The sequence below is a fragment of the Mesorhizobium sp. B1-1-8 genome (genome assembly GCF_006442795.2).
Taxonomy (GTDB): Bacteria; Pseudomonadota; Alphaproteobacteria; order Rhizobiales; family Rhizobiaceae; genus Mesorhizobium.
This window is the reverse complement of sequence record NZ_CP083956.1, coordinates 1,419,221-1,433,656: the sequence shown is the minus strand read 5'-3', so window position 1 is coordinate 1,433,656 and position 14,436 is coordinate 1,419,221. Positions and strand designations below refer to the sequence as shown.

Here is a 14,436-nt window from a genome sequence, read left to right as displayed (position 1 = left end):
GCAGCATTGCACCGCGCGCCAAATATGCAATCTTCCATTACCAGGATGTAGATGGCATATTTGCAATCCATCTTTCCATTTTCTGGAAGATCAATGGATCGCCTGGATGCCATGTCCCTGTTCGTCGCCACGGTGGAGGCGGGCAGTCTTTCCGCCGCCTCGCGGCGCACCGGCATGCCGCTGGCAACCGTCAGCCGCAGGCTCTCCGATCTCGAAAGGCATCTGAAGACCCGCCTTCTCAACCGCTCGACGCGCCGCCTCACCTTGACCGATGCCGGCCAGTCCTATCTGGCCGCCTGCCGCCGCATCCTGGACGAGGTCGGCGAGGCCGAGCGCGCCGCCGCCGGCGAATACAGCGCCCCGACCGGCGAGCTGGTCATCACCGCGCCGGTCGTCTTCGGTCGCCTCCATGTGCTGCCGGTCGTCACCGGCTTTCTTGCCGCCTATCCCGATGTGGATATTCGCCTGACGCTGTCCGACCGGATCACGCAGCTGGTCGACGAGCATATCGATCTCGCCATTCGCATCGGCGAGCTTGCGGACTCCACCATGATTGCAACGCGTGTCGGCTCGATCCGCCGCATCGCGTGCGCAAGTCCGGCCTATCTCGCGGAGCATGGCACCCCAGCGAAACCGCAAGACCTTGCCGGCCACAACTGCATCACCTTCGAAGGGCTTACCTCTCCCGCCACGTGGAGTTTTGCGATGGGCAAGACGGAAATCGACGTTCCGGTCCGCTCGCGACTGCAGGTCAACACAGCCGAGGCGGCGATAGATGCCGCGACCGCCGGCCTTGGCCTGACGAAAGTGCTTTCCTACCAGGCGGACGCTGCCGTGAGCGCCGGCACGCTCAGCGTCGTGCTCGAACCTTTCGAGCCGTCGCCCTGGCCCGTCAGCCTTGTCCATACCGGCCAGGGCCGCTTGCCGGTGAAGCTGCGCGCCTTCCTCGATTTCGCCGCGCCGCGCCTGAAGGAACGGCTGGCGCGATCGTTGTAGCATCGGGATTCGACCGCAGCGCCGTTTCCTTTTTGGCCTTGCTTGGTGTAACCAACGCACACCTCCTCACCAGGCTTCCCTGTATGCTCATTATCCGCTCGCTGGCGTTCAACCTCGTCTTCTATCTCAGCCTGATCGTCCAGATGATCTTCTGGACACCCTACTATTTCCTGTCACCCCGCCACCGTGCCTGGTTCGTGCCGAAATTCTGGTCGCGCACTTCGATGTGGCTCTACGACAAGATCGCCGGCACGAAGAACGAGATCACGGGCATCGAAAACCTCCCCGAAGGCTCCTTCATCCTGGCGCCGAAGCATCAGTCCTTCTGGGATGCGATCGCCTTCTTTCCCTACCTGCAGGACCCGCTCTACATCCTGAAGCGCGAGCTGACCTGGATTCCGTTCTTCGGCTGGTACATCATGAAGATGCGCATGGTCCCGGTAGACCGCGGCAGCCGCTCGAAAGCGCTGAAGGCAGTGGTGGCTGCCACCAAAGCCGAAATGGAACGCAATCCGCGCCAGTTGATCATCTATCCGGAAGGCACGCGGCGACCGCCAGGCGCCGAGCCGTCCTACAAATACGGCATCGTCGAGATCTATGGCCAATTGGGCATCCCTGTGGTGCCGGTCGCCCATGTCGCCGGGCTCTTTTGGCCGCGCCGTAAGTTCATGCGCTACCCCGGCACCATCAAGGCCCGCTTCCTGCCGCCGATACCGCCTGGGCTCGACAAGGAGACGTTCATGCAGCGCCTGATCGGCGAGACGGAAGCCGCCTGCGATGAACTGCTGGTCGAGGCCTCGCGCGGGCCGAACCCGCCACCCATGCCGCCGACCGCGGTGAAGCGCCTGGCCGAGCTTGGCGCAACGGGAAAAGCCTGAGGTCTCTCACGGCAGCGCCGCCAGGGCCGTCGTCAGCAGCAGCGTCGCCGCGAAAACCAGATTGATGATCCGCGACGCAAGCGGATTGCGCAGGAAGCACGCGAAGGCCGTTCCGGCGAGAAGCCATAAAACATGGATGGCGACGATCATTGCCGCCAGCACAAGCAGCCTTGCGGGAAGGCCAAGCCCGCCGGCCTGCGACGAAGCGCCGGCCATCACGGCGCCGATCGCCACATAGGCCTTGGGGTTGGCGATGGCGAGCATGAAACCGCCGTGAAACGTGGGACGTGCGGCGGAACTTTCACGTTCGGCCAGCGGCGGCGCCGTCGCAATCCTGATGGCGAGATAGAGGATGTAGGCGGCCGAGGCGATCGTCAGCGCCGGCGCCAGTCCCGGCAGCGAGGCAAGCATGCCGACGATGCCGGCAGCCACGACCAAAAGCACCGCGATCGTCCCGATCACGACGCCTGAGGCATAGCGCAACGAAGAGCGCAGTCCGAAAGCCGCGCCGACGGCGGTCACGCTGATCGTCGCCGGTCCGGGGCTGCCCATGACGACGCCCGCCGCGATGACCAGCGCCAGCAATTGCTGCCACGCCTGGGATAGAATCTCTCCCGCCATGCCGAACCCAAATTCCTGCCGCGATCAGGCAGGAATTATCGCAAGGTTAGAGCAGGGGTCTTGGACGATCGTGCGCGACCTGTCCGTGGATCAGCCCTTGCGCAGTCCGCCGCGGCCGCGCTAGGCGCTGGCCCGGTCGAGCGCCCCGACGTCGTCCGCGCTGAGCTCAAGCGATGCCGCGCGAACCAGACTGTCCATCTGGGCGGGCGTCGTGGCGCTGGCGATCGGCGCGGTGATGCCGGGCCGCGCCATCACCCAGGCCAGCGCCACCTCCGCCTGCTTGGCCGAATGGCGCTCGGCGACGGCGTCAAGCGCCGAGAGGATGCGCATGCCGCGCTCGTTGAGATACTCGGCCACGTCTTCGCCGCGCGCGCTCTGGCCGAGATCGGCCTTGGAGCGGTATTTGCCGCTCAAGAATCCCTTGGCGAGGCTGAAATAGGTGATGACGCCAATATCCTCCGCCCTGCAGAGATCGAGCAGCGGTCCGTCGAGCTTCGAGCGATCGTACAAATTGTATTCGGGCTGCAGCACCTCGTAACGCGGCAGGCTGCGCAGGCTGGCGACGTCGAGCGCGGCGCGCAACTGGCCGGCATCGAGATTGGAGCACCCCGGATAGCGGATCTTGCCTTTTTCGAGCAGGCGCTGATAGGCGCCGAGCGTTTCCTCGTAAGGCGTGGTCGGGTCGGGCCAGTGCGACAGATAGAGATCGATGACGTCGGTCTGCAGCCGCTTCAGCGATCCATCGACAGCCTTTTCGATATAGGCCGCGGAGAGATCCCGCCTGCCCTGGCCCATGTCGGAGCCGACCTTGGTGACGACGATGACATGATCGCGGTTGCCGCGGCTCCTCATCCAGTTGCCGATGATGGTCTCGGATTCGCCGCCCTTGTTGCCGGGAACCCAGCGCGAATAGGAATCCGCGGTGTCGACCGCATTGAAGCCTGCCTCGACGAAGCGATCGAGCAGGTCGAAGGAAGTCTTCTCGTCGGCGGTCCAGCCGAAGACGTTGCCACCCAGAACCAGCGGCGCGATGAACAGGTCGGTGCGACCGAGACGGCGTTTGTGCAAGACTGATCTCCGTTTTGCTGGGCTGGACCGTTGAAATCCCGAGCGGTCGGGTTGGGCCTAAGCTAGGTCTCGTCTCGCCGAGGTCAAAGGCATGGTTTTGCTTTTTGATCGGGCCAGAGCAATTCCAGCAAAAGTGCGCAGCGGTTGGGCTCGGCGGCTTCGCCGTAGCCTTGCGTCCGGAATTGCGTGAAAACAAAGAGATAGAGCATTGGAGGCGACCTTGTTTCGCCGGAAATGCCCTTCACGAAGGCGCGACCTGCCGCGCCACCTCCTCAAGCCAGTGGTCGCGGATGCCCAGCGCCTTCAGGTGATCGAGCGTGCTCAGCACATAATCCTCGTTCTTTCCCGATTGACCGATAGCGCCGCGCACGATTTTTGCCGCATGGCCGGCGTCGAGCGCTCCGGCATATTGCTCATGGGCGCGGTCGACAATGTAGGCGACCGCCTTGACCGTCTCCCCGCCTGCCCCGTCGAGCCTGACGTCGAGCACGCGTTCAAGGTAGACGCTGGTCACCAGCTCGCGTTCGCGCAGATAGGAGAGAACCTCGTCGCGCAATTTGCCGGGCACGCGAAACGCCAGGCCGATGCAGGAGCCGCCGCGGTCGAGGCCGAGCACCAGGCCCGGCCGCTGGCGCGTGCCGCGGTGCACGAAGGAATAGACGCATAGCGACCGGCGATAGCCGTAGAGACGGGCGCGCCGCGTCTCGACATGGGCGAATCCCGGCCGCCAGATCAGCGACCCATAGCCAAAAACCCAAAAATCGCCCATATCGCCAAGCCTTGATCGCATTTCGAGTGACGACACCGCACCGGCAACGGTGTTTCTTCTGTCCCCGCTTGTTGTGCGTGAATGAACAGCCTGCTCGCAAACGAGGGGTTAACGAGAGCCGCAGCATGACGTCAAGTAACGAGCGATCGCCAAACTTTCGCCGCCGGCTGTTCTGGCTTGTTGGCGTTGTTGCCGTGCTGTTCGCCATCTACAGCGGCGGCTGGTTCTATCTTGCCGACCGGGTCAAGACCGAAGCCGACAAGGCGGTCGCGGCGCTCAACGGCAGGGGCATTGAGGCCGGCTGCGCCAATCTCACGGTTAGTGGCTATCCCCTGAGCTTTGCCGTCTCTTGCGATAATCTGGCTTACCAGGACGACGCAAAAAAAATCGCCGCCTCGACCGGCAGCTTCAACGCCGTTGCGCAGATCACGCAGCCGCTTACACCCGTCGCCGACGTCAGGGGTCCGCTCAGAACCTCCGTTCCGGGCATGCCGCCGCTATGGATCGACTGGGACAAGCTCAACGCCGCGGTCAAGGTGTCCTGGCCTTTGCCGCGACGCATTGCACTGCAGGCCGAGGGTGTGTCCGGACAGACCGACCCGGCCGACGATTCCGATCCGGCGGAGCTGTTCTACGCCGCGAAGGCAGCTGGCCAGCTGGAGCCAAGGAACCAGGACGTCCTCTACACCGCCAGCTTCAGCGATCTCGAGATCGACGCCGACGCAATCGGCGGACGCATGCTGCCGGCGCTCGACGGCAGCGGCGAGGCGACATTGAAGAACGGTGTCGCGCTGATCGCGGCGCCGCCCAAAAGCCTTCGCGGCCAGGCGGTCGACATCGCCAGGCTCGACCTGTCGTCGGGAACGGCGCGCATCACCGTGTCGGGACCCGTCTCGGTCGGCGCCGACGGCTTGGTCGATGCCGATCTGACGGTCAAGCTCAAGGATCCAAAGGCCGTGGCGGCCATCCTTGCCGGCGCCATTCCCGAACACAAGAGCGAGATCGAGCAGGGCTTTGCCGGCTTGGCGATGCTCGGCAACGAACCGTCGATGCCGCTCAGGATCGTCAAGGGCAAGGCATCGCTCGGCTTCATCCCGCTGGGCAAGATCAAGCCGGTCGACTAAGGCTGGCGATGATGGCGGCCGCTGGCCGCCGTCACAGTCACCTGGCTAGGTCTTGGAAACCGGATGCTCGACGGCCTGCCGGCCGAAGTCCGGCGCATCGATGTCCTGGCCGGCCTCGATGATCGAGCGGCGGACGGCGCGCGTGCGGGTGAAGAGATCGAACAGCTTTTCGCCGTCGCCCCAGCGGATCGCCCGCTGCAGCGAGGCAAGGTCCTCCGAGAAGCGCGCCAGCATCTCCAGGATGGCGTCCTTGTTGTGCAGGCACACATCCCGCCACATGGTCGGATCGGAAGCGGCCAGGCGGGTGAAGTCGCGAAAGCCGGAAGCGGAATATTTGATGACTTCCGTTTTGGTTACCGATTCCAGATCGTCGGCGGTGCCGACAATATTGTAGGCGATGATGTGAGGCAGGTGCGAGACGATGGCCAAGGTCATGTCGTGATGCTGCGGGTCCATCGTGTCGATGTTGGAGCCGCAGCGCCGCCAGAATTCCGACAGCTTCTTCAGTGCTGCCGGGTCGGTGCCGGGAAGCGGCGTGAAGATGCACCAGCGGTTGTCGAAGAGATCGGCGAACCCGGCATCCGGTCCGGATTTTTCCGTGCCGGCGAGCGGATGGCCGGGAATGAAATGCACGCCCTCGGGCACATGCGGCTCAATCTGCGCGATCACCGAAGCCTTGGTCGAACCGACGTCGGTGAGAATGGCGCCCTTCTTCAGCGCCGGCGCGATTTCCTTCGCCACCTCACCGGACGATCCGACCGGCACCGAGACGATGATCAGATCCGCATCGCGGACCGCTTCGCCGGCGTCGGTCGTATAAGAATCGCCGAGGTCGAGTTCCTCGGCGCGCTTAAGCGTCGATTTGCTGCGCGTGGCGATCGCTACATGGCCGGCCAGCCTCTCGCGGCGGATGACCCGGGCGAGCGACGAGCCGATCAGGCCGATGCCGACCAGCGCGATCTTTTCGAACATCGGTGATGTCATGGCGTTCTAGCTTTTCAGGAAATTCGTCAGCGCATCGACGACGCCGCGATTGGCCTCTTCGATGCCGATGCTCATGCGCAGCGCGTTGGGGAAGCCGTAGCCGGAAACGCGGCGCAGGATATAGCCGCGCTGGCTGAGATAATCGTCAGCGGCGGCTGCCGAATGCTTCTTGTCGTCGGGAAAGTGGATCAGCACGAAATTGCCGACGCTGGGCGTCACCCGCAACCCGAGCCTCGTCAACTCCCCGCTGACCCAGGCCAGCCATTTCTCGTTATGCGCCACGCTGCGCTCGACATGGGCGCGGTCGCGGATCGCCGCGATGCCGGCCTCGATCGCGGTGGCATTGACGTTGAAGGGGCCGCGTACGCGATTGATCGCATCGACGATATGCGCCGGCCCATACATCCAGCCGATCCGCGCGCCGCCGAGGCCGAGCTTGGAGAAGGTGCGGGTCATGACGACATTCTCGGACGAGCCCGCCAGCTCGATGCCGGCTTCGTAGTCGTTGCGCCGCACATATTCGGCGTAGGCCGCGTCGAGCACCAGGAGCACATTCCTCGGCAGCCCGGCATGCAGCCGGCGCACCTCCTGGAAGGGCACGTAGGTGCCGGTCGGATTGTTGGGATTGGCAAGGAACACGATTTTTGTGCGCGGCGTCACCGCGGCGAGGATCGCGTCGATGTCGGCGCGCTCGTCGGTTTCCTTGACCGCCACCGGCGTGGCGCCCGCCGCCTGGATGTAGATCTTGTAGACCATGAAGGCGTGCTCGGTGAACACGGCCTCGTCGCCGGGCGCAAGGTAAGTCTGCGCCAGCAGCCCCAGGATCTCGTCGGAACCGTTGGAGCAGATGATGTTTGCCGGGTTGAGCCCATGCACCTCGGCGATCGCCTCGCGCAGCCGCCTGGCGCTGCCGTCAGGATAGACGTCGAGCCTGGCGGCCACGTCTCGTGCTGCCTCGATCGCCTTGGGCGAGGGCCCGAGCGGATTCTCGTTCGACGACAGCTTGTAGACCTTCGTCACGCCGGCCGGCGCCGTGCTCTTGCCGGGCACGTAGGCCTCGATGTCCATAATGCCCGCGCGGGGCGTCGGACGTGCTTGATCCTGCTTCATGTCACAAATCCGTCGAGAAGGCCTTTGTCGGCAGGCCGCAGCGGAAATACAAGCCGTTGTCCGGAATGTCGAGAGGCGGCGGTTGCGCCACAAGGCTTCCCGTTGACGAAGCGCAGCACTAGTCCTAGAAGAGCGACAAGACTTTCCGTGGTGATTTGGCCGGTCGGCTTGCAGCCACGTTAAACAACTCGCTAAAGGGCCGTTTGCATCCGTAACCGGCTTTGCGACGGCATTGCCGGTTTTTTGTTGTCCGCCGCCGGCCGGACACCGCATCGGCGTGATGTGGGACGGATGGGGAATGCGAATGGCCGCTGAGCGCATTGCAAGGACCAACAACGAGGCCGACCAACCGTCGAGCCCGGTGCTGCGCTTCGGCCCCGACAAGCCGCTGAAGCTGGACGCCGGCACGTTGCTGTCACCCTTCCAGATCGCCTACCAGACCTACGGCACGTTGAACGACGCGCGCTCCAACGCCATCCTTGTCTGCCATGCGCTGACCGGCGACCAGCATGTCGCCAGCACCAATCCGGTGACCGGCAAGCCGGGCTGGTGGGAGGTGCTGATCGGCCCCGGCAAGATCATCGACACCAGCCGCTTTTTCGTCATCTGCGCCAACGTCATCGGCGGCTGCCTGGGCTCAACCGGCCCGGCCTCGACCAATCCGGCGACGGGCAAGCCCTACGGCCTCGATCTGCCGGTCATCACCATCCGCGACATGGTCCGCGCCCAGCTGATGCTGGTCGACCATTTCGGCATCGAGAAGCTGTTTTGCGTGCTCGGCGGCTCGATGGGTGGCATGCAGGTGCTGGAATGGGCCGCCACCTATCCGGAGCGCGTCTTCTCCGCGCTGCCGATCGCCACCGGCGCCCGCCATTCCTCGCAGAACATCGCTTTCCATGAGGTCGGCCGACAGGCCGTCATGGCTGACCCTGACTGGCACGGCGGCAAGTATTTCGAGCTCGGCAGGCGCCCGGAAAAGGGGCTGGCGGTGGCGCGCATGGCCGCCCACATCACCTATCTGTCGGAGGCGGCGCTGCATCGCAAATTCGGCCGCAACCTGCAGGACCGCGAGGCGCTCACCTTCGGCTTCGACGCCGATTTCCAGATCGAAAGCTATCTGCGCCACCAGGGCATGACCTTCGTCGACCGTTTCGACGCCAATTCCTATCTCTATCTCACCCGCGCGATGGACTATTTCGACCTTGTCGCCGACCATGGCGGGCGTTTGGCCGATGCCTTCGCCGGCACCAGGACACGGTTCTGCCTGGTGTCGTTTACCTCCGACTGGCTTTTTCCGACCGAGGAGAGCCGCTTGATCGTGCATGCGCTGAACGCCGCCGGCGCCTCCGTCTCCTTTGTCGAGATCGAGACCGACCGCGGCCACGACGCCTTCCTGCTCGACGAGCCGGAATTGTTCGCCGCCATCAACGGCTTCATCGCCTCGGCGGCACGGGCCAGAGGGCTCAGCCTATGACCGGCTCGCGATCCCAAGGGGTGTGTGCATGAGCGTCAACCGCGCCCAGCGCGTCGACCTCGAAGTCGTCGCCGGTCTCATCCCGCCCGCGTCCAGGGTGCTCGACGTCGGCTCCGGCGACGGCTCGCTGCTGGAATTGCTGCAGGAAACCAAGCAGGTCGACGGCCGTGGCCTGGAACTGTCGCAACGCGGCGTCAACGAATGCGTGGCGCGCGGCCTTTCCGTCATTCAGGGCGATGCCGACAAGGACCTCGAATTCTATCCCGACAAGGGCTTCGATTTCGTCGTGCTGTCGCAGACCCTGCAGGCGACGCGCAACCCGAAGCTGGTGCTCGACGAACTGCTCAGGATCGGCAAGCACGCCATCGTCTCCTTCCCCAATTTCGGCCACTGGCGGGTGCGCCTGTCGCTGTTCGTCAAGGGCAGGATGCCGGTCACCAAGGACCTGCCCTATTCCTGGTACGACACGCCCAACATCCACTTCTGCACCATCCGCGACTTCGTCAACCTGTGCGAAGAGCTCGGCGCGACGGTCGAGAAAGCGACCGCGCTCGACGGCAACGGCCAGAAGATCGGCTTGTCGATGCCGTGGTGGTTCTGGAATTTTTTCGGCCAGCAGGCGGTGTTTTTGTTGAGGCGGAGCTGACGCTACTTACTGGCTATGATGTTCGACGTCATCAACGAAGATCGCAGCGAACTGTTGCCTTCAAACCGCTGCTGGCGAAAAAGTAGTCCCTGGTCAAGACACATCGACGTGACAGCGACCGCCGTTTTTTGTAGCTTCGCCACACATATCCTGGGACGGGCATGCACAGCGAGGGGCAGCATATTCAACCAGCACCTTTAAGCCCGCGGATATAGCGGAAGTCAGATGCCGACCGACACGGTTCCGCTGATCACGGTGATCACGCCGACGCACAATCGGCGCAGTCAGGTTGTGCGCGCCGTGGAAAGCGTCCTCGCCCAGACCCTTACCCGCTTTGAGCACATTGTGGTCGACGACGGCTCGACCGACGGCACGGCCGCGGCCCTGGCGGAAATCCACGACCCCAGGCTGATCTATGTCGGCGCGAAATGGCGCGGCGCCAATGCGGCGCGCAACGCAGGCATCGAGCGCGCGCGGACGCCGATCGTGACCTTCCTCGATTCGGACGACGTCTACCTGCCCGACCGGCTGGAGCGGACGCTGGCGCGCTTCGACGAAAACCCCGGGCTCGAAGTGCTGATCAGCTCGTACCTGTCGGTGAAGGGCAACCGCAGCACCAAATGCATCAATCGCGAGGCTTTTCTCGACAAGAGCACGCTGCAGCGCGCGCTGGTCTCGCAGACGATCTTCATCGCCGGCTCGGCGATCACCGCCCGGCATGAGTCGCTGCTGGCGATCGGCGGCTACGACAGCGACATCACCCGCATGCAGGATCGCGAGATCTTGCTGCGCTTTGCCCGCCGCAGCGGCGCCTTGCTGGCCGAGGAAATCGATTGGAAGAAGTACAATTCGGAGAATTCGATCTCCGGCCGCCGCGACGGCTATGTCGAGGCCTATGCCAACCTGATCAACAAGCACCCCTATATCGCCGACCGTTTTCCCGATGTCCCGCCTTATATGATCGCGCGCCAGATTATCGCCGATATACTCAAAGGCAGGTTGCCGCAGGCCTTCTCAGGCTATCTGGCCAACCGGTCCTCGAAGGCTCTCGGCTATTCGCTGCCGCAACTGCTGCGCGGCTATGTCGTCGGCCGGCGCTGGCGCCGCGATTGCTATGACGAGTTTCGCGCCAAATACGGCGCCCGTCCGGCCTAGCGCCTCAAACCGCTATCGGTCCAACTCCGGAAAATAGGGGTCGGAAAACCGCTGTCTGAGGCGCTCGCCCAGCAGGCAGTCTGTCGGCGCCGCAGCGGCGCGGACCGTTCCGGCGGGATTGATGCCGCTCACCTCCTGGATCAGCTTGCGGCGTATGGCGGTCGAGAATTCGGAAGGCGCATAGATCGGCAGCACGAAGGACCCGGGGCCGCCGGTCACGCAATCGGCATAGTAGCGGTCCAGATGGCTGACGCTTGTCGACGGGCGGATCAGGATCGGCAGGCCATTGATGACGATGCCCCTGGCCACAACGGCGTCGCGGGTCGCGGCGACAGGCAGCCCGGCATTGTTGGGCCCGTCCCCCGATATATCGATGACGCGGCGCCGTGCCACAAATGCGTTTTTCTCCAGAAGCCCGGCGCCGAAGCCGAGCGCACCGGAGATCGAGGTGCCGCGAAAGCTTCGGAACGGCCGTGACGCGATCCTGTCGGCGAAGGCGTTTGCGCTGTCGCTGCCGTCGATGACCTGCCAGGCGATGACCCCGTCGTCGCGCACGATGCCCGCCCATTCGAAATAGGCGAGCGCGATGCGGCCGTTTGAGCCGGAGCGCACCGCGCTGATGAAGTCTGGATGGCGCAACGCCTCGACATAACCGGCGCGCTGCAAGGCGAACTCCTCCTCGTCCATCGACTGCGAGATGTCGACGGCGAGCACCAGCTCGACATCGACCGGCATGCCCTCGCCGGACGAGGCGAGCGGCGCCGCCCCGGCACAGGTGAGGCAAGCAAGCAGGCCGAGCATATCCAGCATGGCAGCCTCCGACGATGCCTGGATTTTTCCCGGCGATCGCGGCGAAATAAAGCTACCCCCTCCTGACGCGAGCCGCCACCGGCGGCGGTTCGATTGCGCCGGCCCTGACACGGACCGGCTTAAGCGCCGGCGCGCCGGTATCTTTGACAATGGTCAATCCGCGTGGAAAAAAATGAATGTTATGCTGGCCGCGCCCGATATTGAGGATCGCGGTCCCTGGCAGATGCTTCTCCAGCATCGCCAGCACCCGCCTTAGCGACGGGCCGTCGAACGCATCCAGGGCCTCATCGATGATCACCCATTTCGGCTTCCGCACGGCGAGCCTGGCGAAGGCGAGCAAGCGTTGTTCGTCGTCCGCCAGCTCACGCTCCCAGCGCGCGCTGCGGTCGAGCGAGGATGACAGGCGCCCAAGGCCAACCTCGGCAAGCACCGCCGAAATATCGGCGTCGCTCGCCGGCGCTGGTCCGTCCGGATGGTCGAGGACCTCGCGCAGCGTGCCGGCCGGGAAATAGGGGACGCGCGGCACGAAGATGGGAGTTTCTCCCGCCGGCAGGCCGATCCTCCCGCTCCCCCATGGCCACAGGCCGGCAATGGCGCGGAAGAACAATGTCTTGCCGGCGCCCGGTTCGCCGGTGATCATGATGCGTTCGCCGGGATGGATCTCGACGTGGCTGTCGGCAAGTTTGGTGCATCCGTCCGGCGAGGCCACTTCGAGTTTCTCGAACGTCAGGCTGCCATCGTCATTGTCGCCGAACTCGATGCGCTTTTCCCTGTTGTGCAGCACATCGGTTTCATCGAGCGCGATGCGAAAGTCGGCAACGCGCATCAATGTGGCGCGCCAGTCGGCGATGCTGCCGATGTTGTTGATGAACCAGCGCAGCGAGGAATTCACCTGGTTGAAGGCGCCGACGGCCATCATCAGCCCGCCGAAGCTGATGTCGCCGGCGAAATAGACCGGCGCCGCGACAAGGATCGGCGCCACCACGGTGATCCAGCCATAGGTATCGGTGACCCAGGACAGGTTGATCTGGGCGGTATAGATACGCCGCATGGCGCCCAGCACCGTGCCGAGGTCGAGTTCGAGCCGTCGCCTGGCATCGGCTTCGCCATGGTACAGCGCAATGGCATCGACATTCTCGTTGACGCGCACCATCGAGGAGCGCAGCTCCGCTTCGCGCGTGTAGCGATCGCTGTTGAGGTTGATGAGCGGGCGCCCGACCAGCCAGCTCAGCCAGGACGCCGCGCCGGCATAGAGAAGCGCCGCCCACACCATGTAGCCCGGTATCGCCAGGGAATAGCCGCCGACGTGGAAGACGAAGCCGGAAGAGAGCTGCCAGAGCACGCCGACAAAGGACACCAGAAGGATGAAGGATTGTAAGAGGCCGACGCCGAGGTCCGTCGACAGATCGCAGAGATGTGCGGCATCCTGCTGCATGCGCTGATCGGGATTGACGCCGATGGCGCCGGCATTGGCCAGCCGAAAGGCGCGCGCCGGGCGCATCCATTGATCGATCAGGTCGAGCGTCAGCGCCTCGCGCAGCTTCAGCCGGATCATCTGGTTGAGCCAGGTCTGACCGATATTGAGCACCAGTATTCCGCCGGCGATGAAGGCAAAGACCATGAGCTGGTGCAGGAACGCCGCCATGTCGCGGCGCGCCAGCGCATCATAAAAGGGCTGGTTCCAGCGGTTGAGTAGAACCTGGCCGATGGAGGTCGCGGCGATGACGGCCACCATGCCGAGCGATGTCCACAGCAGCCACTTGCGCACGGGCGATTTCGTCAGCCCCAGCCTGATCGTTGCCAGCTGGTCGCCGAGGCTGCTGGCCTCGACCGAGAAGGCGGCCTGTTGGGCGGCGGCGGGGTTATGATCCACTTGGTCGTTCATCTGCGATGATCCATGCTTTCGGGACGGTCACGTCAACACCGATGCCGCGCCGCGAACCTTGGCTTGAGATAGGGTGACGATCGCCGCGTGACGCAAGACGCGGCGCCGATCACGAACGCGTCACTGGGCCGGCTTGAGGCAATTTTTCGGCAGCCTGCCGGCCGAGTCGTGTCGCGCCCTGCGGCGAGAACACCGGCACGAAGACGCGGCGCGAGGCGCGCTGCGCGACGGGCACGCCCTGGTAGAGCCGCTTCTGCGCCTCGACGACGATGACGCCGGAAAAGATCGGCCAGAACCGCCGGCCGGCACGCTCCAGCACGTTGTGGAACTGCATCATGGAGCGCCGGGGCGACGGCGGGAAGAACAGCGCGTCGGACCATGCCGCCGGGGTGAAGTTGGCCTCGCGCAGCAACTCCGTCAGCTGGCCGCGCGAGAACGGCCGGCCGTTGCCGAAGGGAGTGTGCTCGAAACGCGCCCAGACGCCGCGCCGGTTGGGCACGACAATGACGACGCGGCCGGCCGGCGACAGCACGCGCCAGATCTCGTTCAGCGTCTCGCGCGGATTCTCGGCATGTTCGAGCGAGTGGACGAGCAGCATGCGGTCGATGCAAGAATCGACCAGTGGCAGCTCTTCGTCGAAGACCAGCGCGGTCGCCGTCGGTCCGTTCGCCGGCCACACCACCGCGCCTTGCGTCGCCGGCATGAAGGCGAAGACGCGCTCGGCATCAGTGCCGAACCGCTCCAGCCAGGGCAGCGTATAGCCGAGGCCGACCAGCCGCTCGTTCGGCACCGTCGCCCATATCGACGACAGCGCCATGGTGATCGAACGCTCGGCCAGGCGTCCGAGCATGGTCGAGTAGAAGGAGCGCAGGTCGACAATATCGGAATGCATGCGCGGGACGGTAGCCGCGATGCC

At 64.3% G+C, this 14,436-nt stretch carries 15 protein-coding genes and 1 riboswitch; of the genes, 6 read left to right on the top strand and 9 right to left on the bottom strand.

The genetic code is table 11. The features are described from left to right. Positions 1-93 precede the first annotated feature (93 nt). Both FJ974_RS07080 and FJ974_RS07075 read left to right on the top strand, forming a co-directional pair. Positions 94-996 (top strand): LysR family transcriptional regulator, encoded by a 903-nt coding sequence (locus tag FJ974_RS07080; RefSeq protein WP_140533816.1) that lies wholly within the window; start codon positions 94-96, stop codon positions 994-996. 83 nt (positions 997-1,079) lie between these two features. Continuing rightward, positions 1,080-1,874 carry a lysophospholipid acyltransferase family protein gene (locus FJ974_RS07075; RefSeq protein WP_140533817.1) on the top strand — a complete coding sequence of 265 codons (795 nt, stop codon included), beginning with the start codon at positions 1,080-1,082 and terminating at the stop codon, positions 1,872-1,874. A 6-nt stretch (positions 1,875-1,880) separates the two neighbouring features. On the opposite strand, the gene FJ974_RS07070 is transcribed toward FJ974_RS07075, so the two are convergent. From FJ974_RS07070 to FJ974_RS07060, 4 genes are all read right to left on the bottom strand, one after another. Further along, positions 1,881-2,495, bottom strand: a complete 615-nt coding sequence (locus tag FJ974_RS07070) for a LysE family translocator (protein ID WP_140533818.1) — start codon at positions 2,493-2,495, stop codon at positions 1,881-1,883. Between the two features lie 120 nt (positions 2,496-2,615). Continuing rightward, on the bottom strand, positions 2,616-3,563 hold the full coding sequence (locus tag FJ974_RS07065; protein WP_140533819.1) for an aldo/keto reductase: 948 nt from the start codon (positions 3,561-3,563) through the stop codon (positions 2,616-2,618). Positions 3,564-3,646: 83 nt separating this feature from the next. Next, on the bottom strand, positions 3,647-3,772 hold the full coding sequence (locus tag FJ974_RS30160) for a hypothetical protein (protein ID WP_264296806.1): 126 nt from the start codon (positions 3,770-3,772) through the stop codon (positions 3,647-3,649). 32 nt (positions 3,773-3,804) lie between these two features. Continuing rightward, entirely contained in the window at positions 3,805-4,332 is a 528-nt protein-coding gene (locus FJ974_RS07060) for a gamma-glutamylcyclotransferase (RefSeq protein WP_140533821.1), read from the bottom strand. Positions 4,333-4,457: 125 nt separating this feature from the next. Between FJ974_RS07060 and FJ974_RS07055 the strand changes: the two genes are divergently transcribed. Then, complete coding sequence (locus FJ974_RS07055) at positions 4,458-5,456, top strand: DUF2125 domain-containing protein (protein ID WP_140533822.1); 999 nt, start codon at positions 4,458-4,460, stop codon at positions 5,454-5,456. Between the two features lie 45 nt (positions 5,457-5,501). Here FJ974_RS07055 and FJ974_RS07050 read toward each other — a convergent pair whose 3' ends face one another. Further along, positions 5,502-6,440, bottom strand: coding sequence for a prephenate/arogenate dehydrogenase family protein (locus tag FJ974_RS07050; RefSeq protein WP_181177150.1), 939 nt, complete (start codon positions 6,438-6,440; stop codon positions 5,502-5,504). A gap of 6 nt (positions 6,441-6,446) precedes the next feature. Continuing rightward, positions 6,447-7,550: a histidinol-phosphate transaminase gene (gene hisC / locus FJ974_RS07045; protein WP_140533824.1), complete on the bottom strand. Its 1,104-nt coding sequence runs from the start codon at positions 7,548-7,550 to the stop codon at positions 6,447-6,449. Positions 7,551-7,687: 137 nt separating this feature from the next. Further along, positions 7,688-7,765: riboswitch (SAM riboswitch) on the top strand. Positions 7,766-7,854: 89 nt separating this feature from the next. On the opposite strand from hisC, the gene metX reads away from it, so the two are divergent. The 3 genes from metX to FJ974_RS07030 all read left to right on the top strand — a co-directional run bounded on the left by metX (position 7,855) and on the right by FJ974_RS07030 (position 10,825). Next, positions 7,855-9,024 carry a homoserine O-acetyltransferase MetX gene (gene metX / locus FJ974_RS07040; RefSeq protein WP_140533825.1) on the top strand — a complete coding sequence of 390 codons (1,170 nt, stop codon included), beginning with the start codon at positions 7,855-7,857 and terminating at the stop codon, positions 9,022-9,024. Positions 9,025-9,052: 28 nt separating this feature from the next. Beyond that, complete coding sequence (gene metW / locus FJ974_RS07035) at positions 9,053-9,670, top strand: methionine biosynthesis protein MetW (protein WP_140533826.1); 618 nt, start codon at positions 9,053-9,055, stop codon at positions 9,668-9,670. A 225-nt stretch (positions 9,671-9,895) separates the two neighbouring features. After that, positions 9,896-10,825, top strand: a complete 930-nt coding sequence (locus FJ974_RS07030; protein WP_140533827.1) for a glycosyltransferase family 2 protein — start codon at positions 9,896-9,898, stop codon at positions 10,823-10,825. 12 nt (positions 10,826-10,837) lie between these two features. Here FJ974_RS07030 and FJ974_RS07025 read toward each other — a convergent pair whose 3' ends face one another. From FJ974_RS07025 to FJ974_RS07015, 3 genes are all read right to left on the bottom strand, one after another. After that, a complete protein-coding gene (locus FJ974_RS07025) occupies positions 10,838-11,626 on the bottom strand; it encodes a DUF1194 domain-containing protein (RefSeq protein WP_181177151.1) in 789 nt (262 codons plus the stop codon). A gap of 61 nt (positions 11,627-11,687) precedes the next feature. After that, positions 11,688-13,520 carry an ABC transporter ATP-binding protein/permease gene (locus FJ974_RS07020; protein WP_140533829.1) on the bottom strand — a complete coding sequence of 611 codons (1,833 nt, stop codon included), beginning with the start codon at positions 13,518-13,520 and terminating at the stop codon, positions 11,688-11,690. Between the two features lie 109 nt (positions 13,521-13,629). Next, positions 13,630-14,412: a class I SAM-dependent methyltransferase gene (locus FJ974_RS07015; RefSeq protein WP_140533830.1), complete on the bottom strand. Its 783-nt coding sequence runs from the start codon at positions 14,410-14,412 to the stop codon at positions 13,630-13,632. Positions 14,413-14,436: the final 24 nt, after the last annotated feature.